General features: G+C 44.4%; 13 protein-coding genes, 3 tRNA genes, 3 rRNA genes and 1 other annotated feature. Of the genes, 16 read left to right on the forward strand and 3 right to left on the reverse strand.

Annotation, left to right across the window (positions count from 1 at the left end; genetic code table 11):
- The first annotated feature begins 74 nt into the window (after positions 1 to 74).
- The 7 genes from rpsP (at position 75) to H0913_RS05240 (ending at position 6,750) form a co-directional block, all read left to right on the forward strand.
- Positions 75 to 323, forward strand: coding sequence for a 30S ribosomal protein S16 (gene rpsP / locus H0913_RS05210; protein WP_036949828.1), 249 nt, complete (start codon positions 75 to 77; stop codon positions 321 to 323).
- A gap of 18 nt (positions 324 to 341) precedes the next feature.
- On the forward strand, positions 342 to 890 hold the full coding sequence (gene rimM, locus H0913_RS05215; protein ID WP_036949830.1) for a ribosome maturation factor RimM: 549 nt from the start codon (positions 342 to 344) through the stop codon (positions 888 to 890).
- Positions 891 to 927: 37 nt separating this feature from the next.
- Positions 928 to 1,692: a tRNA (guanosine(37)-N1)-methyltransferase TrmD gene (trmD, locus tag H0913_RS05220; RefSeq protein WP_154604584.1), complete on the forward strand. Its 765-nt coding sequence runs from the start codon at positions 928 to 930 to the stop codon at positions 1,690 to 1,692.
- A gap of 41 nt (positions 1,693 to 1,733) precedes the next feature.
- Positions 1,734 to 2,087 (forward strand): 50S ribosomal protein L19, encoded by a 354-nt coding sequence (rplS, locus tag H0913_RS05225; RefSeq protein ID WP_036949834.1) that lies wholly within the window; start codon positions 1,734 to 1,736, stop codon positions 2,085 to 2,087.
- Between the two features lie 578 nt (positions 2,088 to 2,665).
- Positions 2,666 to 3,760 carry a 3-deoxy-7-phosphoheptulonate synthase gene (locus H0913_RS05230; protein WP_154639452.1) on the forward strand — a complete coding sequence of 365 codons (1,095 nt, stop codon included), beginning with the start codon at positions 2,666 to 2,668 and terminating at the stop codon, positions 3,758 to 3,760.
- A gap of 13 nt (positions 3,761 to 3,773) precedes the next feature.
- Entirely contained in the window at positions 3,774 to 4,895 is a 1,122-nt protein-coding gene (gene tyrA, locus H0913_RS05235; protein WP_154604586.1) for a bifunctional chorismate mutase/prephenate dehydrogenase, read from the forward strand.
- A gap of 298 nt (positions 4,896 to 5,193) precedes the next feature.
- Entirely contained in the window at positions 5,194 to 6,750 is a 1,557-nt protein-coding gene (locus H0913_RS05240) for a methyl-accepting chemotaxis protein (protein WP_154604587.1), read from the forward strand.
- Between the two features lie 73 nt (positions 6,751 to 6,823).
- On the opposite strand, the gene pheA is transcribed toward H0913_RS05240, so the two are convergent.
- From pheA to bamD, 3 genes are all read right to left on the reverse strand, one after another.
- Complete coding sequence (gene pheA / locus H0913_RS05245) at positions 6,824 to 7,996, reverse strand: bifunctional chorismate mutase/prephenate dehydratase (RefSeq protein ID WP_154604588.1); 1,173 nt, start codon at positions 7,994 to 7,996, stop codon at positions 6,824 to 6,826.
- Between the two features lie 25 nt (positions 7,997 to 8,021).
- Positions 8,022 to 8,141, reverse strand: a sequence feature (Phe leader region).
- A 168-nt stretch (positions 8,142 to 8,309) separates the two neighbouring features.
- Positions 8,310 to 8,639: a ribosome-associated translation inhibitor RaiA gene (gene raiA / locus H0913_RS05250; RefSeq protein ID WP_154628191.1), complete on the reverse strand. Its 330-nt coding sequence runs from the start codon at positions 8,637 to 8,639 to the stop codon at positions 8,310 to 8,312.
- A gap of 383 nt (positions 8,640 to 9,022) precedes the next feature.
- Positions 9,023 to 9,751, reverse strand: a complete 729-nt coding sequence (gene bamD / locus H0913_RS05255) for an outer membrane protein assembly factor BamD (RefSeq protein WP_154604595.1) — start codon at positions 9,749 to 9,751, stop codon at positions 9,023 to 9,025.
- A 137-nt stretch (positions 9,752 to 9,888) separates the two neighbouring features.
- Here bamD and rluD point away from each other — a divergent pair, with 137 nt between their 5' ends.
- The 9 genes from rluD to H0913_RS05300 all read left to right on the forward strand — a co-directional run bounded on the left by rluD (position 9,889) and on the right by H0913_RS05300 (position 20,250).
- Complete coding sequence (rluD, locus tag H0913_RS05260; RefSeq protein ID WP_154604589.1) at positions 9,889 to 10,866, forward strand: 23S rRNA pseudouridine(1911/1915/1917) synthase RluD; 978 nt, start codon at positions 9,889 to 9,891, stop codon at positions 10,864 to 10,866.
- Positions 10,866 to 11,600, forward strand: a complete 735-nt coding sequence (gene yfiH, locus H0913_RS05265; protein WP_154639455.1) for a purine nucleoside phosphorylase YfiH — start codon at positions 10,866 to 10,868, stop codon at positions 11,598 to 11,600. Before rluD ends, yfiH begins: the two co-directional genes overlap by 1 nt.
- Positions 11,601 to 11,725: 125 nt before the next feature.
- A complete protein-coding gene (gene clpB / locus H0913_RS05270; protein WP_154604591.1) occupies positions 11,726 to 14,299 on the forward strand; it encodes an ATP-dependent chaperone ClpB in 2,574 nt (857 codons plus the stop codon).
- 556 nt (positions 14,300 to 14,855) lie between these two features.
- Positions 14,856 to 16,396: ribosomal RNA gene (locus tag H0913_RS05275) — 16S ribosomal RNA — on the forward strand.
- 65 nt (positions 16,397 to 16,461) lie between these two features.
- Positions 16,462 to 16,538 (forward strand) — tRNA-Ile (locus H0913_RS05280).
- A 133-nt stretch (positions 16,539 to 16,671) separates the two neighbouring features.
- A tRNA-Ala gene (locus H0913_RS05285) sits at positions 16,672 to 16,747 on the forward strand.
- A 201-nt stretch (positions 16,748 to 16,948) separates the two neighbouring features.
- Positions 16,949 to 19,854: ribosomal RNA gene (locus H0913_RS05290) — 23S ribosomal RNA — on the forward strand.
- Between the two features lie 146 nt (positions 19,855 to 20,000).
- A 5S ribosomal RNA gene (rrf, locus tag H0913_RS05295) occupies positions 20,001 to 20,116 on the forward strand.
- Together the 16S, 23S and 5S rRNA genes with 3 tRNA genes alongside form the textbook arrangement of a ribosomal RNA operon.
- Positions 20,117 to 20,173: 57 nt before the next feature.
- Positions 20,174 to 20,250 (forward strand) — tRNA-Asp (locus tag H0913_RS05300).
- Positions 20,251 to 20,356: the final 106 nt, after the last annotated feature.

The raw sequence follows: 20,356 nt of genomic DNA on the forward strand, positions 1-20,356 counted from the left end.
TCGGGCTTTTTATATAACAGCCGGACTCTATCCCTCGATGGAGTCTGGTTGTTTTGTTAACTAATGAGGATGTTATGGTAACAATTCGTTTATCTCGTGGCGGCGCTAAAAAACGTCCGTTCTACCAAATCGTTGTAACCGATAGCCGCAATGCGCGTGACGGTCGTTTCATTGAGCGTATCGGTTTCTTCAACCCGATCGCTGCAGGTCAAGCAGAAGAACTGCGTTTAGACCTGGACCGTATTGAGCATTGGGTTGGCTTAGGCGCAACTGTTTCTGACCGTGTTGCACAACTGGTCAAACAAGCTAAAAAAGTAGCTTAATCTGTCACGGTGGTAACAATGAGCAAGCAAACTAAACTACTGCCTCCTGCAAACCCAATTGTATTGGGCAAATTAGGCGCGGCATACGGTATTCGTGGTTGGCTCAAAGTTTTTTCCTCCACCGAACATGCTGAAAGTATTTTTGATTATCAACCTTGGTTTATCCAACGCTCTGGTCAATGGCAACATATTGAAATAGAAGATTGGAAACATCATAACAAAGATATCATCGTCAAGCTCAAAGGGGTCGAAGACCGCGATGCAGCTGCTCTATTGACCAATTTTGAAATTGCGGTTGATTCAACCCAACTTCCTGATTTGGACAACGACGAATACTACTGGAAAGACCTTATGGGCTGCCATGTAGTGACGTCTGAGGGTTACGACCTTGGTACTGTTATTGATATGATGGAAACGGGATCGAATGACGTTCTCGTGATCAAGGCAAATTTAAAAGATGCATTTGGCATCAAGGAGCGGTTGGTTCCGTTTCTTGATGGGCAGGTTATCAAGAAAGTCGATCTCTCCACCAAAACTATTGAAGTGGAGTGGGATCCTGGTTTTTAAATCTCCGGTTTACCGGTTTTTATGAGTGGGATAAATCATGTGGATTGGGGTAATTAGCCTGTTTCCCGAAATGTTCCGCGCAATAACCGAGTACGGGGTAACTGGTCGGGCAGTGAAAAATAGCCTGCTAACGGTTGAGTGTTGGAATCCGAGAGATTTTACTCACGATAGACACAAAACCGTTGATGATCGCCCCTATGGTGGTGGTCCAGGCATGCTGATGATGGTGCAACCGTTAAAAGATGCAATCCACGCAGCAAAAGCTGAGGCCGGTGATGGTGCAAAAGTGATTTATCTTTCACCTCAAGGTCGCAAACTCGGTCAAGACGGAGTTTGTGAACTGGCAACAAATGAGAAGATAATTCTAGTTTGTGGTCGTTATGAAGGTATTGATGAGCGGATCATTCAAACCGAAATTGATGAAGAATGGTCAATCGGTGATTACGTTCTCAGTGGCGGGGAGCTCCCTGCTATGGTGTTGATAGACTCAGTCTCTCGGTTTATTCCTGGAGTTCTAGGTCACCAAGCTTCAGCTCAAGAAGATTCTTTTGCGGATGGCTTGTTAGATTGTCCTCACTATACCCGACCAGAGGTGTTAGACGGCATGCAAGTTCCTGACATACTACTTTCAGGAAACCATGCCAAGATCGATAGCTGGCGCATGAAGCAGTCACTCGGTCGTACCTGGCTTAGAAGACCTGAGCTTCTAGAAAGCCTAGCTCTGACTGACGAGCAGAGGATGTTGCTAGCTGAATTCCAACGGGAATATCAGGCTGAGCAACCAGTGAATCCAGACAATTAATTGTCTAAACATATCAGTTTACCTAGGGTAAGAGAGTTATTATGAGCAACATTATTAAACAACTTGAACAAGAGCAGATGAAGCAGGACGTACCTTCATTCCGTCCGGGTGACACCGTGGAAGTTAAGGTATGGGTCGTAGAAGGCTCTAAAAAACGTCTGCAGGCATTTGAGGGCGTGGTTATCGCTATCCGTAGCCGCGGTCTGCATTCTGCATTCACTGTTCGTAAAATTTCTAACGGCGAAGGTGTTGAGCGTGTATTCCAAACTCACTCTCCAGTCGTAGATAGCATTGCTGTTAAACGCCGTGGTGCTGTTCGCAGAGCTAAACTGTACTACCTGCGTGAGCGTTCTGGTAAGGCAGCTCGTATCAAAGAGCGTCTGAACGCCAAGTAATACGCTTTCGCTACATCCGAAAGTTAAAGGGCCCGCATTTGCGGGCCTTTTTTATATTCGTCATATTTCGCGCTGTGGCGGTGTTGGCTTCATTCAGCCACACAGGTCACATACTTATGTATGCTCCCTGCGCTGTCTTCATTTTGCCGCCTTGCCACAACCCGAACTATTTAGAATAAATAGAGTTAATAAGTCATATTTCGCGCTGTGACGGTGTTGGCTACGTTTATTCGCACTAGTCACATACTTCGTATGCTCCCTGTGCTGTCTTCATTTTGCCGCCTTACCACAATCCGAACTATTTAGAATATACATCCAAAAAATCATTAATTGTAAACTTATCTTTACTATTTTTGTTTGTGCTTTGCTTTTCAATATGAACTTATTCTCTTTTTATTTTTAAATATCATTTAAATTCAATATCATAAATTGGTGTAATTTTTCATATACACTTAATTGAATTATTTTACGGTTTTGGATTGAAATCTTTACGATGCATGATATGTTATCTCTCACGCACCAAACACAAGATCGATAAATAACATCACTAATAAATAATAAGCTAAATAGGTAATCAAATGATCATGCAAAAAGATGTACTCAATAACGTGAATATTCAAGACGAGCAGGTTCTTATCACCCCTGAAAGTCTGAAACAAAAATACCCATTGAGTCACAGCAACCTGCATGCCATTGCGACATCGCGTAAAGTGATTGCTGATATTATTCATCAGCGTGATCCGCGCTTACTCGTGGTATGTGGTCCTTGTTCAATCCATGATGTAGATGCTGCCATCGAATACGGTGAGCGTTTACAGAAACTTGCCGCTGAGTTAAGTGATAGCTTATATATTGTGATGCGTGTGTACTTTGAAAAACCACGTACAACCGTGGGTTGGAAAGGCTTAATTAGCGATCCATTTATGGATGGCAGCTTTGAAATGGAAAAAGGGCTACACATTGCCCGCGATTTATTGACCAACTTAGTGAATATGGGATTACCACTGGCGACAGAAGCGTTAGATCCTAATAACCCACAATACTTAGGTGACTTATTCAGTTGGTCAGCCATCGGAGCGAGAACCACGGAATCCCAAACTCACCGTGAAATGGCATCCGGCTTATCAATGCCAGTCGGTTTTAAAAACGGCACAGATGGCAGTTTATCTACCGCCATCAATGCGTTAAAAGCTGCTGCAATGCCACATCGCTTTATGGGAATCAACCAATCCGGTCAGGTTTGCTTGCTGCACACCAGCGGCAATAAAAATGGTCATGTGATCTTACGTGGTGGCAAAACACCAAACTATGATGAGCAAAGTATTGCCGCTTGTGAAGCAGAAATGAAAAAAGCGGGGCTTGAACCATCATTAATGGTGGATTGCAGCCACGGCAACTCAAATAAAGATTTTCGTCGTCAGCCTCTGGTGGTTGATTCAATTATCGAGCAAATTGTTAATGGTAATGAATCAATTACAGGTATTATGCTTGAAAGCCATATTAATGAAGGCAACCAGTCATCAGAACAGCCACGTGAAAATATGAAATACGGGGTTTCGGTGACAGATGCATGCATTAACTGGGAAGAAACTGAGTCTGTGTTGCGTAAATTACACCAAGCATTATCACCAGTGCTTGAGCAGCGTGGGCAGAAATTAAGTAAAGTGAGCTGAGCAAGGGATTGGTATGTCTGCTGAATTATCCCATTTACGGGAACAGATTGATGAAGTTGATAAGTCATTGTTAGATTTGTTAGCCAAACGGCTGCAGCTAGTGGCTGAAGTCGGTGAAGTCAAAAGCCAGCACGGATTACCTATTTATGTGCCTGAGCGTGAATCCAGCATGTTGGCGGCTCGTCGGGCGGAAGCAGAGCGAATGGGGATCCCGCCTGATCTGATTGAAGATATTCTTCGTCGAATCATGCGTGAGTCTTATGCGCGCGAAAATGACAAAGGATTTAAAACACTGAACCCTACCGCGGGCCCAATTGTGATCGTCGGTGGAAATGGAAAAATGGGGCGGTTATTTCACCGTCTACTTTCCCTGTCTGGTTATCAGGTTAAATTGCTGGGTGAGCAGGATTGGGATAATGCGGCTTCGATAGTCTCTGGTGCAAGCGTGGTGATGGTTAGTGTACCTATCCACCTCACTGTTGATGTCATTAAACGTTTGCCTACTTTAGATCCAGAAACAATTTTAGTGGATATTGCTTCTGTGAAGCAAAAGCCACTTGAGGCTATGCTGTCAGTGCATCAAGGCCCTGTATTAGGATTACATCCGATGTTTGGTCCTGATATTGGCAGTGTTGCCAAGCAAGTTTTTGCATTCTGTGATGGGCGAAAAGCAGAATCTTACCAGTGGTTGCTGGAGCAGCTACAGGTTTGGGGCGCGCGCTTGAAAGCGATTAAGCCTGAAGAACACGATCGTAATATGAGTTTTATTCAGGCGTTACGCCACTTTACGACGTTTACTTATGGGCAAAATTTAGCAAAAGAGCAGGTTGATCTACAGCAGCTGTTGGATCTCTCTTCCCCAATTTATCGTCTTGAATTGGCAATGGTAGGGCGTTTGTTTGCACAAGATCCACAATTGTATGCCGATATCATCATGTCTTCGGACGAAAATGTTGAATTGATCCGCCGTTATTACCAGCTTTTGGGGCAATCCATTGAAATGCTGGAGCGCAAAGATAAAGCCGAATTTATTCGACAATTCGAGCAAGTCAGTCAGTGGTTTGGTGAAGATGCTCATCATTTCATGAAAGAAAGCCAGTCTCTATTACAACGGGCGAACGATAACCGTAAATAGTCTCTTTAGCCATTACTCGATAAATCGATGAAAAAGGGTAATGGCTATCTTTATGCTAAAAGTGCTAAACGCATTTCTATTATTAATATTTATAATAAATAAGTAATTGTACTTATTTCCGTGGTTTATCCTAAATTTACAATTGAGCTTCTTCCTTGGGTGGGCTTATCCACTAATTAATCAGAAATTAATCAATTTATAATATCGATATTTATAAATTAAACGATTTATCTAATAAAGATCCCTTATCTTTGACCGATAACACTAATCATTAAATGATGATAAGTGTGGTAAACCTATGTCTTTTAAGCACCTCAAAATTAGTTTGAAATTAACTATCGCGTTTGGCGTTTTCATCACGCTAATTGTTTTAAGTTCCCTGTTTTCATTAGTGAATATGAATCGTGCAAATGAAAGCATTCAGAACGTCATTTTTAAAAGTTATCCAATAACCGCTAATGCAAACTCGGTGATGGATAACTTTTATTCTTATATTGGTATCCAAGAATTGATTTTATTGGATGACCGAGGGAGTGAAAAACGCAAGGAAGAGCTGGTTAAAATTAGCCAAAACATTTCTGATCTGCTGGATGAGTTAGACCGAAGCATAACCGATAGCCGTTCTCGTGAAGTGCTTGATAATATCCAAGAGGTGAGAGCTAAATTTATTAGTGCTCAGCAACAGATGACGGAGTTTATGAATCAGGGAAATCGCCAAGCTGCGATTGAAATGATGATGACAAAAACATCAGCCATTCAGCGGGAATATCGTGAGCAAGTCCAAAACTTGATTGCTATTCAAAACATGTTGATGCAAGAAACGGGTTATCAGGTGGAAGATGACTATAAAGCAAATCGTGTTTTATTAGCATTTTTATCAATCATTAGCATTGTTGTGGGCTGCGTTATGGGGTGGTACATCACGCGTATTATCACTAAACCTTTAGATCAAGCGGTTGATTTTGCTAAATCGATTGCCAGTGGTGATTTGACCCAAAATATTCAAGTACAATCTAAAGATGAAACTGGGATCTTACTTGAATCACTCAGTGAAATGAAAGGGCATCTACTTGAGATTGTCCAAGAGGTTCAAAATGGGTCTGAGAGTATTTCTGCGGCAGCAGGACAAATTGTCGCGGGTAATCAGAACTTAGCGGCTAGAACGGAAGAGCAAGCGGCTTCTGTTGAGCAAACGGCAAGTTCGATGGAGCAAATTACGTCCACGGTACAGAACACCACTGAACATACCCATGAAGCGACAATGTTGGCTGACAATACCGCTGTAACGGTCAAAAACAATGGTCAGATGATGGTTCAGCTAACCGATAAAATGCGCGCAATTAATGGTTCGTCTCAAAAAATGACGGATATCATTAACCTAATCGACTCTATTGCCTTCCAAACGAATATCTTAGCCTTGAACGCGTCCGTTGAAGCGGCAAGAGCTGGAGAACATGGCCGTGGGTTTGCGGTAGTGGCGGGTGAAGTGAGATTACTAGCACAAAAAAGCGCTGCATCGGCCAGTGATATTCGTTCGTTAATCGAAAACTCCTCTTCACAAACCCAAGAAGGGATGGAGTTGGTTGAACAAGCTAGCCAGCAGATCCACGGTATGGTCGCCAGTGTTGAAGAGATGAATGCGTTATTGCGTGAAATTGGTCAAGCTAGCAGGGAGCAGAGTGATGGTATTTCACAAATTAACAGCGCCGTGGGGCAATTGGATTTAACAACACAACAAAATGCGGGGCTGGTAGAAGAGTCGGTCGTGGCGGCGGATTCATTAAACGACCAAGCTTACCATCTTCAAAACTTAGTTAATTACTTTAAACTCAGTGCGACAATACAAAAATCGTGATTGACAGAAATCATAATTAAGAAAAATAACACAGGCTAATAACCTGTGTTATTTTTTTGAGCCAAAATTAAAACTAAGGCGCCATTTTTTCTGGTTCTACAGGAACGATATTTTCAGATGGGTAGCAGCCAAGAATTTTAATTGAGCGGGTGATTTCTGATAATTCTTTCAGTGCTTGTTGCATATTATCTGAACGCAAGTTAGCGTGAACATCTACATAAAACATCTCTTCCCAAGGCTTACCATTAATTGGGCGAGACTCTAATTTACTCATCACTATCTTATTATTTTTTAAGATAATCAAAGCATCCACTAATGCACCAGCTTGTTGACCTGTTGTGATCAGTAATGTGGTTTTCGCCGGAACTTGTTCAGTCACTTCAATTGCTCGTGGAGCCACAACAATAAAGCGAGTCATATTAATTTGCTGATTCGCTAAGTTATGCTCCAAAACAGTTAAGCCATACAATGCACCGCCAGCCTCACTGCCTAATGCAGCTACATTAGGGGAATTATGTTCTGCCACTTTTTGCATTGCTGTAGATGTGCTGTCGCAATATTCAATTTTCCAATGAGGGAATTGAGATAAATATTGGCTACATTGTTGGAATGGCTGAGGGTGGCTATAAACCGTATCAATCTTGCTTAATTCACTGCCTGGCGTGGTCAACAAGCAATGGTTAATCGGTAAACGAATTTCACCGACAATGGATAATGATGTATTTTGCAGTAAATCGTAAACATCATTAATTGCCCCAGAGCTGGTATTCTCAATAGGTAAAATACCGTAATCTGCTTGACCACTTTCAACGAGTGAAAAGATATCTTGGAATTTATGGCAGCTGCATTCAACCAGTTGATCAAAATGACGAGCTGAATATTGACGTGCGGCAACATGGGAATAAGAACCTTTCGGCCCTAAAAATGCAAATCTTGCGGTATCGCTTGGTGTCAGGTTTAAATGTTTTTGCAGGATAGCTTGTTGAGTCAGAACAGAATCCTCAATGATCATCTGAAACAAGCGTGTAATATAAAAACCATCAAGACCCAGAGGCGTGCCTTTATTAATTAATACATCGAGTAATTGGCGTTCACGCTCTTTATCACGGATTGGGCGGTTATCATCGATTTTGGTTTCCGCAACTTCAATTGCATAGCCTCGACGTTTTGCAAGAAGCCCAAGGAGTTCACTGTCTAACTGGCTAATTTTCTCACGGACTTTCAGTAAATTAGTGCTATTTTCCATTCTGCGACCCTATCAAACATCAGTGAATAAAAAAGCCCCCTAGGTAGGGGGCTTTAAAATATTGTCTTCTTTTTTTTCTCGAACGACAAAAGCCCCTTAATGTGAGTGGCTAAAGAAGAAAAAGAAAACAGTATTTAGTTTCATGGGAAATCCTTTCGAGTGAAGTTATTCAAATAGACATGATAGTGAACGAGAAGTCAACAAAAAACAGCGCACAACGTAAAAACGCGCCCATGATGAGCGCGTTTGGAAGGTTTCAAGATAAGTGGATTGATAATATAAAAATATAACGTAACTACTTAAACGTAACTGATTACAACGTTTCTAGATTCGCTTCTTTTACACTACTAGTTGCCCTTCTTGATTCTCCTTTATGTTGCACTTTGTTTAACTGTCTTTCGAGTTTGTTGATAAGGTCATTTATTGCAACGTACATATCTTCATGCTTAGCACTTGCTACCAACTGTCCGGTAGCGGTTTTTATGTTGGCATCAACCATAAAACCTTGAGGCTCTTTCGATAGCACCACGTGGGGGCTAATCAGGGAAACTTGCCATTTATCGAGTTTTGCTAGACGGCTTTCAATGTGTTCACGAATTGCGGGTGTGATGTCCATTTGTTTGCTAGTAATGTTAACTATCATATAGTTACCTCTCATTGTTTCCGTCTTTGATGAATTCAGAATACCGATATCTAGGAATAAAAAAATGATCTAGATCACACTTAAATTATGGGGGAGAGGGTACCCACTTGAAGTGTGATTTTGGCTAAAAAAGGCAGGTAAAAGGATTGCCAAAATAACTATATTGAGGGAGACTGAAAGAGTTGGCTATCGACACGGTAAATAGCCGGTGCTTTTTTTGGGTAAAATTTTAGGGTATGAATTTTAAAAGAAAAAGTTCAAAACTATCTCTCACTCGTATTCATCTTTAAACTTGCAGTATTTCAAATCACGACTAAAACTATCAAAAAAAACAGCAGCCGAAGCTGCCGTTCTTATTTCAATCGATAGCGTTAAAAAGCAATTTATTGGTTTGCTGCAATAATGCTGCCGACTTTATTTGCTTCTTTGTCTAAGCCCATCTCTTTATATGCAATTTCCATATATCCGAGCGCCTGACGTGTTGCTTCTGTATCTGGATAGTCACGTAACATTTGTTGGACACGATTAACAACCGCGACATAGGCCCCACGTTTGTTGTAATATTCAACGACAGAGAGATCAAATTTTGCCAAACGATCTTTTAAGTAAACTAAACGCTTACTTGCATCGTTGGAATATGGGCTGTTCGGATAGTAACGAACTAGCTGGCTCAAGTCTTTGAACGCAACCAATGCGTGTTGTGGGTCTCTGTCAGAGCGATCGATACCAAAGAAACCTTGTAACATGCTGTCATCTAACGCCATTGCCGTTAAGCCACGCATGTAAAGTACGTAGTCAATATTTGGATGAGTTGGGTTTAAACGCATGAAACGGTCAATCGAAGCTATCGCCATTGGTAGCTCTGCTGATTTATAATAGGCGTAAATCAGGTCTAACTGTACTTGCTGAGCATACGGACCAAACGGGTAGCGGTTATCCAACGCTTCAAACTGTTTAATTGCCGCGCTATAGTTACCGTCCTGTAATTTTTGCTGACCTGTACTATAAATCTCAGCTGGGGAACTATCGGGGCTGACTTCGTTATTGCTGGAGCATCCGGCGAGAGCCAGGCTCAACGTGGCAGCTGCCACCAGATATTTCATACGTATCATCACGTGTTGGTTATCCTCTGACTGTATCGAGGGAGTCTATCCGTAAGGCTCCCGGCAAAATTCGAGTTACAATAGCATACATTTTAAATGAAACGGCAGCGCCGTCAAAACACAAACACCAAAAAGTAGATTAATTTATGGCTCAACAAGTACAACTAAGTGCAACTATCGCTGAATCACAGCTTGGTCAACGTTTAGATCAAGCTTTGGCTGAATTGTTCCCCGATTATTCACGTTCTCGAATAAAAGAATGGATTTTAGACGATAGAGTGCAGGTTAACGGCAAAGTTATCAATAAGGCAAAAGAAAAAGTTTTAGGTGGTGAACAAATTTCCATCGATGCCTTAATTGAAGAAGATTCCCGTTGGGAACCTCAAGATATTCCACTTGACGTTGTTTATGAAGATGAAGATATCCTAATTATTAATAAACCGCGTGATTTAGTTGTTCATCCAGGGGCTGGCAACCCGGACGGAACCATTTTAAACGCATTATTATATCGCTATCCTGAAATCGCGGATGTACCAAGAGCGGGTATTGTTCACCGTTTAGACAAAGACACAACTGGACTGATGGTTGTCGCTAAAACGGTTCCAGCACAAACTCACTTAGTGGAAGCGTTGCAACGTCGTGAAATTACGCGTGAATATGAAGCGGTCGCCGTTGGTCGTATGACTGCGGGTGGTATGGTGGAAGAGCCAATTTCTCGCCATCCAACCAAAAGAACGCACATGGCAGTGCATCCAATGGGCAAACCTGCGGTGACTCACTATCGTGTAATGGAACATTTCCGTGCACATACGCGCTTACGTTTACGCTTAGAAACTGGCAGAACACACCAAATCCGTGTTCATATGGCGCATATCAACCATCCATTAATTGGCGACCCATTATACGGTGGTCGACCACGTCCACTGAAAGGAGCAACAGAAGAGTTCCTCGAAGTGATGCGTAGTTTTGATAGACAAGCGCTGCACGCAACAATGCTGCGTCTTTATCACCCAATTACCGGCATTCAAATGGAATGGCATGCGCCATTACCTGATGATATGGTGAAATTGATTGAAGCACTGAAAGCTGACACTGAACTTCATAAAGACGATATGGACTGGTAATGAATACGTTGATTTTCCCTGATTGGCCGCAGCCTAAAAATATTTCAACATGCAGTACAACTCGTGCTGGTGGAGTGAGCCTTCCACCTTTTGATAGCCTAAATTTAGGTGACCATGTTGAGGATTTGCCTGAGGCAGTCAGTGAAAATCGTCATCGTCTTGAAAAGCTTGCTCAATTGCCACAGCAACCTGTGTGGCTTGAGCAAGTGCATGGTACTCATGTTCTGCATTTAACGGGAAGCGAGATTAAAAATCGCCAAGCGGATGCGGTGTATACCAATCAAGTCGGTCAAGTATGTGCCATCATGACGGCGGATTGCTTGCCAGTATTGTTTTGCAGCCGCGATGGTAAAGAAGTAGCAGCCGCTCATGCTGGGTGGCGAGGTCTCTGCAATGGCGTATTGGAAAATACGCTAGCGGCATTTAATGCACAACCAAGTGACATTATGGCGTGGATGGGACCCGCTATTGGTCCTGAGAGATTTGAAGTTGGTGTAGAAGTTAAACAAGCATTTACTCATCAATCAACCGATCTTGCGGATGCGTTTACACCTCACAATGACAAATTTCTGGCAAACATCTATTTACTCGCACGTAAAAAGCTACAAGCAGCGGGCGTTTCCGCCATTTATGGCGGTGAATTTTGTACAGTAAGTGATGAAAACAGATTTTTTTCCTACCGACGCGAGGGACGAACAGGAAGAATGGCATCCCTTATATGGATAAATAACTAGTTCATGGAATAATATTCCAAATTAACAAATATTGAAAAAATAATCCCACCTAAAACTTGAATATTTAAAAACAGACCGCATCTTATCTCCAGTAGCAAATTTAATCATATTCTATTGGAGGTGTTATGCGTCTGGATCGTTTAACTAATAAATTCCAGCAAGCTCTCGCTGACGCCCAGTCATTAGCCCTTGGGCGCGAAAATCAGTTTATTGAACCAATTCATTTACTCAGTGCTTTGTTTAATCAAGAAAGTGGCACCGTGCGTCCATTATTGACGACGCTCGGCGTGAACGCAGTTGCGTTCGAAAACAAAATTGAAGATGCATTGGCTCGGCTCCCTCAAGTACAAGGTGTTGCTGGGGATGTACAACCATCAAGTGACTTAATGCGTCATTTGAACTTATGTGACCAGCTTGCTCAGAAAAATGGGGATGACTTTATCTCCTCAGAACTATTTCTGCTCGCTGCTTTAGAAGCCAATACAACCCTCGCTGATATGTTAAAAGCAGCAGGTGTTAATAAAGACAATTTGAAAAAGGCAATAGAACAGATGCGTGGTGGCGAAAAAGTGAATGACCAAAGCGCTGAAGACCAGCGCCAAGCTTTGAAAAAATTTACTGTTGATTTAACCGAACGTGCAGAACAAGGGAAATTAGACCCTGTGATTGGTCGTGATGAAGAAATTCGTCGTACCATCCAAGTATTACAACGTCGTACTAAAAATAACCCAGTATTAATTGGTGAACCTGGTGTAGGTAAAACGGCGATTGTTGAAGGACTTGCACAGCGTATCGTCAATGGTGAAGTCCCTGAAGGATTGAAAAACAAACGTGTATTATCACTGGATATGGGCGCACTGATTGCAGGGGCGAAATATCGTGGTGAATTTGAAGAGCGCTTGAAAGGTGTTCTGAATGACCTTGCTAAACAAGAAGGTAACGTCATTCTGTTTATCGATGAATTGCATACTATGGTAGGTGCGGGTAAAGCCGACGGTGCGATGGATGCCGGTAACATGTTAAAACCTGCACTGGCTCGTGGTGAACTGCACTGTGTGGGGGCAACAACTCTTGATGAATATCGTCAATATATAGAGAAAGACCCTGCGTTAGAGCGTCGTTTCCAAAAAGTATATGTTGCAGAACCATCAGTCGAAGACACCATCGCTATCTTGCGTGGTTTGAAAGAGCGTTATGAGTTGCACCATCATGTGCAAATTACTGACCCTGCAATTGTTGCGGCTGCTACATTATCGCACCGTTACATTACTGACCGTATGCTGCCAGACAAAGCTATCGACTTAATCGATGAAGCGGGCGCTAGCTTACGTATGCAGATGGATTCAAAACCAGAATCTTTAGACAGACTGGAAAGACGTATTATCCAATTAAAACTGGAACAACAGGCACTGAAAAAAGAGTCGGATGATGCCAGTAAAAAACGTCTGGAAATGTTAGAAGAAGAACTGGCGGAAAAAGAGCGGGAATATTCTGCATTAGAAGAAGAGTGGAAAGCAGAGAAAGCATCATTAACTGGCACTCAACACATTAAAGCTGAATTAGAAAATACGCGTATTGAGATGGAAAAAGCGCGTCGTAATGGCGATTTAGCAAAAATGTCTGAGTTGCAGTATGGACGTATTCCTGAGTTAGAAAAACAGTTAGAAGCAGCGACGAAAGCAGAAGGTAAAAGCATGAAGCTTTTACGTAATAAAGTCACTGATGTCGAAATAGCAGAAATTCTGGCTCGTTGGACAGGTATTCCAGTATCAAGAATGCTTGAAAGCGAAAGAGAAAAACTGTTACGAATGGAACAACAGCTGCACCAACGTGTGATTGGTCAAGATGAAGCGGTTGTGGCCGTGTCGAATGCTATCCGTCGTAGTCGTGCAGGGTTATCGGATCCTAACCGCCCAATTGGTTCGTTTATGTTCTTAGGCCCTACTGGGGTAGGTAAAACTGAATTATGTAAGGCACTGGCAAACTTTATGTTTGATAGTGACGACGCCATGGTTCGTATCGATATGTCCGAGTTCATGGAGAAACACTCCGTATCTCGTTTAGTCGGTGCACCTCCAGGATATGTGGGCTATGAAGAAGGCGGTTATTTAACTGAAGCGGTAAGACGCCGTCCATATTCAGTTATTTTGCTGGACGAAGTTGAAAAAGCGCACCCAGATGTATTTAACATCTTGCTGCAAGTATTAGATGACGGTCGTTTAACTGATGGACAAGGTAGAACGGTAGATTTCCGTAATACTGTAATTATCATGACGTCAAACTTAGGTTCCGATCTTATCCAAGAACGTTTTGGCATGATCGGTTATTCAGAAATGAAAGATATGGTGATGGAAGTTGTTGCTCATAACTTCAGACCTGAATTTATTAACCGTATTGATGAAGTCGTGGTATTCCATCCATTAGGTAAAGAGCAAATTACGAATATTGCGAATATTCAATTAGCTCGTTTATATAAACGTTTGGAAGAACATGGTTATGAAGTCACTGCAACAGCGGCTGCATTAGAGAAAATTGGTGAAGCTGGTTTCGACCCAATCTTTGGTGCTCGTCCGTTGAAACGTGCGATTCAGCAAGAGATTGAAAATCCACTGGCACAAGAAATTCTGTCAGGCAGATTAATCCCGGGTAAACCAATTACTCTGGATGTTGAAAACGATGAAATCGTAGCGAAGCAGTAAGTAAGCGCTCGGTTATTATCGAAAAGTAAGTTAAAAGGCGACCCTAAGGTCGCCTTTTTCATGATTATAATGCCAAAATGAATACAAAAATGGCGTTTTTTGTTGAAAAAATACACGTGAAGTATAAAGGGTAATCAGTTGGAAGTTATTTTTCAAAAAACACTTGCAGGATTTCTGCGACTCCCTATAATGCGCATCCACTGACTGGGAACAAGCCAACGCAAAGCGCGATGGACACTGAACCGGCAGCGAGAGAATCTGAAAAGATTAAGCAAAAAAATGCTTGACTCTCACTGAGGAAAGCGTAATATACGCCACCTCGCGACAACGACCTAAGTTGATAAAAACTGAGTCGAATTTCTTAAGAAATGTCGCACCGCTCTTTAACAATTTATCAGACAATCTGTGTGGGCACTCACAGGACACTATCAAAAAAATATTTGATTTTAAGTCTTGAAGAGTGACTAACACGTTAATTCATATATATGAACTAATAGGTAATTTGGTTTCTTCGGAAATCAAACGACAGTAAACATTCTTTGAGCATCAAGCTTTTTAATTGAAGAGTTTGATCATGGCTCAGATTGAACGCTGGCGGCAGGCCTAACACATGCAAGTCGAGCGGTAACAGGGGAAGCTTGCTTCTCGCTGACGAGCGGCGGACGGGTGAGTAATGTATGGGGATCTGCCCGATAGAGGGGGATAACTACTGGAAACGGTAGCTAATACCGCATAATCTCTCAGGAGCAAAGCAGGGGAACTTCGGTCCTTGCGCTATCGGATGAACCCATATGGGATTAGCTAGTTGGTGAGGTAATGGCTCACCAAGGCGACGATCCCTAGCTGGTCTGAGAGGATGATCAGCCACACTGGGACTGAGACACGGCCCAGACTCCTACGGGAGGCAGCAGTGGGGAATATTGCACAATGGGCGCAAGCCTGATGCAGCCATGCCGCGTGTATGAAGAAGGCCTTAGGGTTGTAAAGTACTTTCAGTTGGGAGGAAGGCGTTGATGCTAATATCATCAGCGATTGACGTTACCAACAGAAGAAGCACCGGCTAACTCCGTGCCAGCAGCCGCGGTAATACGGAGGGTGCAAGCGTTAATCGGAATTACTGGGCGTAAAGCGCACGCAGGCGGTTGATTAAGTTAGATGTGAAATCCCCGGGCTTAACCTGGGAATGGCATCTAAGACTGGTCAGCTAGAGTCTTGTAGAGGGGGGTAGAATTCCATGTGTAGCGGTGAAATGCGTAGAGATGTGGAGGAATACCGGTGGCGAAGGCGGCCCCCTGGACAAAGACTGACGCTCAGGTGCGAAAGCGTGGGGAGCAAACAGGATTAGATACCCTGGTAGTCCACGCTGTAAACGATGTCGATTTGGAGGTTGTTCCCTTGAGGAGTGGCTTCCGGAGCTAACGCGTTAAATCGACCGCCTGGGGAGTACGGCCGCAAGGTTAAAACTCAAATGAATTGACGGGGGCCCGCACAAGCGGTGGAGCATGTGGTTTAATTCGATGCAACGCGAAGAACCTTACCTACTCTTGACATCCAGAGAATTTAGCAGAGATGCTTTAGTGCCTTCGGGAACTCTGAGACAGGTGCTGCATGGCTGTCGTCAGCTCGTGTTGTGAAATGTTGGGTTAAGTCCCGCAACGAGCGCAACCCTTATCCTTTGTTGCCAGCACGTGATGGTGGGAACTCAAAGGAGACTGCCGGTGATAAACCGGAGGAAGGTGGGGATGACGTCAAGTCATCATGGCCCTTACGAGTAGGGCTACACACGTGCTACAATGGCGTATACAAAGAGAAGCGACCTCGCGAGAGCAAGCGGAACTCATAAAGTACGTCGTAGTCCGGATTGGAGTCTGCAACTCGACTCCATGAAGTCGGAATCGCTAGTAATCGTAGATCAGAATGCTACGGTGAATACGTTCCCGGGCCTTGTACACACCGCCCGTCACACCATGGGAGTGGGTTGCAAAAGAAGTAGGTAGCTTAACCTTCGGGAGGGCGCTTACCACTTTGTGATTCATGACTGGGGTGAAGTCGTAACAAGGTAACCGTAGGGGAACCTGCGGTTGGATCACCTCCTTACCATTGAAGTGTACTTGTGAAGTGCTCACACAGATTGTCTGATGAAATAGAGTAACGGTATCGATAGGCTTGTAGCTCAGGTGGTTAGAGCGCACCCCTGATAAGGGTGAGGTCGGTGGTTCAAGTCCACTCAGGCCTACCAAAATCGAATTGATGCTTCGTTATAACTCAGCTCGTTTACCAAATGTAAACGTCGCCAAGTTATGCCTTGCCTAAATTCAATTTAACTCAAAATTCTTTCTTAATGAAAGACTCGATACTGGAAATACCTTTATGGGGCTATAGCTCAGCTGGGAGAGCGCCTGCCTTGCACGCAGGAGGTCAGCGGTTCGATCCCGCTTAGCTCCACCATAAACTTTCTGATTATTCAGAATAGATTAGAAATAGTCTATTGCGAATAATTATGCTCTTTAACAATCTGGAACAAGCTGAAAATTGAAAACAACGCACATTGTTTATCGCTTAAACAATGTGAGAGTCTCTCAAAAATCTCAACTTGAATGTGTTCAATTGACCGTCGGGTCAGTTGATAAAGACACCTTCGGGTTGTGAGGTTAAGCGACTAAGCGTACACGGTGGATGCCTAGGCAATCAGAGGCGATGAAGGACGTGCTAATCTGCGATAAGCGTCGGTAAGGTGATATGAACCGTTATAACCGACGATTTCCGAATGGGGAAACCCAGTGCAATTCGTTGCACTATCGTTTGATGAATACATAGTCAAACGAGGCGAACCGAGGGAACTGAAACATCTCAGTACCTCGAGGAAAAGAAATCAACCGAGATTCCCCTAGTAGCGGCGAGCGAACGGGGAGCAGCCCAGAGTCTTAATCAGCATTAGCATCAGGAGAACGGTCTGGAAAGGCCGGCAGTAAAGGGTGATAGCCCCGTATCCGAAGGTGTTAGTGTTGTGAACTCGACGAGTAGGGCGGGACACGTGTTATCCTGTCTGAATATGGGGGGACCATCCTCCAAGGCTAAATACTCCTGATTGACCGATAGTGAACCAGTACCGTGAGGGAAAGGCGAAAAGAACCCCGGCGAGGGGAGTGAAATAGAACCTGAAACCGTGTACGTACAAGCAGTGGGAGCACCCTTGTGGTGTGACTGCGTACCTTTTGTATAATGGGTCAGCGACTTATATTCTGTAGCAAGGTTAACCGTATAGGGGAGCCGTAGGGAAACCGAGTCTTAACTGGGCGAATGAGTTGCAGGGTATAGACCCGAAACCCGGTGATCTAGCCATGGGCAGGTTGAAGGTTGGGTAACACTAACTGGAGGACCGAACCGACTAATGTTGAAAAATTAGCGGATGACTTGTGGCTGGGGGTGAAAGGCCAATCAAACCGGGAGATAGCTGGTTCTCCCCGAAAGCTATTTAGGTAGCGCCTCGTGAACTCATCTTCGGGGGTAGAGCACTGTTTCGACTAGGGGGTCATCCCGACTTACCAACTCGATGCAAACTACGAATACCGAAGAATGTTATCACGGGAGACACACGGCGGGTGCTAACGTTCGTCGTGAAGAGGGAAACAACCCAGACCGCCAGCTAAGGTCCCAAAGTCATAGTTAAGTGGGAAACGAAGTGGGAAGGCTCAGACAGCCAGGATGTTGGCTTAGAAGCAGCCATCATTTAAAGAAAGCGTAATAGCTCACTGGTCGAGTCGGCCTGCGCGGAAGATGTAACGGGGCTAAACTATGCACCGAAGCTGCGGCAGCGATATGTAAATATTGTTGGGTAGGGGAGCGTTCTGTAAGCCTGTGAAGGTGTGCTGTGAGGCATGCTGGAGGTATCAGAAGTGCGAATGCTGACATAAGTAACGATAATGCGGGTGAAAAACCCGCACGCCGGAAGACCAAGGGTTCCTGTCCAACGTTAATCGGGGCAGGGTGAGTCGACCCCTAAGGCGAGGCAGAAATGCGTAGTCGATGGGAAACGGGTTAATATTCCCGTACTGGTGATAATTGCGATGGGGGGACGGAGAAGGTTAGGCTGGCCGGGCGACGGTTGTCCCGGTTTAAGGATGTAGGCAGGTGAATTAGGCAAATCCGGTTCACTATATGCTGAGGTCTGATGACGAGTCACTACGGTGGCGAAGTAGCTCATACCCCGCTTCCAGGAAAAGCCTCTAAGCTCTAGATTATCATTAATCGTACCCCAAACCGACACAGGTGGTCAGGTAGAGAATACTCAGGCGCTTGAGAGAACTCGGGTGAAGGAACTAGGCAAAATGGTGCCGTAACTTCGGGAGAAGGCACGCTGGCATTAGGTGAAGTGATTTACTCATGGAGCTGAAGCCAGTCGCAGATACCAGCTGGCTGCAACTGTTTATTAAAAACACAGCACTGTGCAAACACGAAAGTGGACGTATACGGTGTGACGCCTGCCCGGTGCTGGAAGGTTAATTGATGGGGTTATCCGTAAGGAGAAGCTCTTGATCGAAGCCCCAGTAAACGGCGGCCGTAACTATAACGGTCCTAAGGTAGCGAAATTCCTTGTCGGGTAAGTTCCGACCTGCACGAATGGCGTAATGATGGCCAGGCTGTCTCCACCCGAGACTCAGTGAAATTGAACTCGCTGTGAAGATGCAGTGTACCCGCGGCAAGACGGAAAGACCCCGTGAACCTTTACTATAGCTTGACACTGAACATTGAGCCTTGATGTGTAGGATAGGTGGGAGGCTTTGAAGCGTGGACGCCAGTCTGCGTGGAGCCAACCTTGAAATACCACCCTTTAATGTTTGATGTTCTAACGTAGCCCCATTATCTGGGGTGCGGACAGTGTCTGGTGGGTAGTTTGACTGGGGCGGTCTCCTCCCAAAGAGTAACGGAGGAGCACGAAGGTTGGCTAAGCATGGTCGGACATCATGCGGTTAGTGCAAAGGCATAAGCCAGCTTGACTGCGAGAGTGACGGCTCGAGCAGGTACGAAAGTAGGTCTTAGTGATCCGGTGGTTCTGTATGGAAGGGCCATCGCTCAACGGATAAAAGGTACTCCGGGGATAACAGGCTGATACCGCCCAAGAGTTCATATCGACGGCGGTGTTTGGCACCTCGATGTCGGCTCATCACATCCTGGGGCTGAAGTAGGTCCCAAGGGTACGGCTGTTCGCCGTTTAAAGTGGTACGCGAGCTGGGTTTAGAACGTCGTGAGACAGTTCGGTCCCTATCTGCCGTGGGCGTTGGAAGATTGAAAGGGGCTGCTCCTAGTACGAGAGGACCGGAGTGGACGCACCACTGGTGTTCGGGTTGTCATGCCAATGGCATTGCCCGGTAGCTAAGTGCGGAAGAGATAACCGCTGAAAGCATCTAAGCGGGAAACTTGCCTTGAGATGAGTCTTCCCTGACCCTTTAAGGGTCCTAAAGGAACGTTTAAGACTAAGACGTTGATAGGTTGGGTGTGTAAGCGTAGCGATACGTTGAGCTAACCAATACTAATGAACCGTGAGGCTTAACCTGACAACACCGAAGGTGTTTTAGGGATGAGAGACAAAGATTAAAGTTGATTCAATGAAGTGGGACGCCGAGAGGTGGACACGACAGCTTGTTCAGGATTGATATTCTGGTTTAGTGATTAAAGGCTAAACGGGAATAAACAGAATTTGTCTGGCGGCAATAGCGCGGTGGTCCCACCTGACCCCATGCCGAACTCAGTAGTGAAACGCCGTAGCGCCGATGGTAGTGTGGGGTCTCCCCATGTGAGAGTAGGGAACTGCCAGACATTAATTTAAAACTTATTGCGAAGCGATAAGTTGCCAAAAGGCAAAAAAGAATAAGTGGAGCGGTAGTTCAGTTGGTTAGAATACCTGCCTGTCACGCAGGGGGTCGCGGGTTCGAGTCCCGTCCGTTCCGCCACTTATAGCAAGCCCCGTGATGAAAATCACGGGGTTTTTGTTTTTTGCGACAAAGTAATTTCGAACTATATTTTCTCCCTATCGTTACAAAGTTCGCTCTGCTATAG

Source organism: Providencia rettgeri (assembly GCF_013702265.1).
Classification (GTDB): Bacteria; Pseudomonadota; Gammaproteobacteria; order Enterobacterales; family Enterobacteriaceae; genus Providencia; species Providencia zhijiangensis.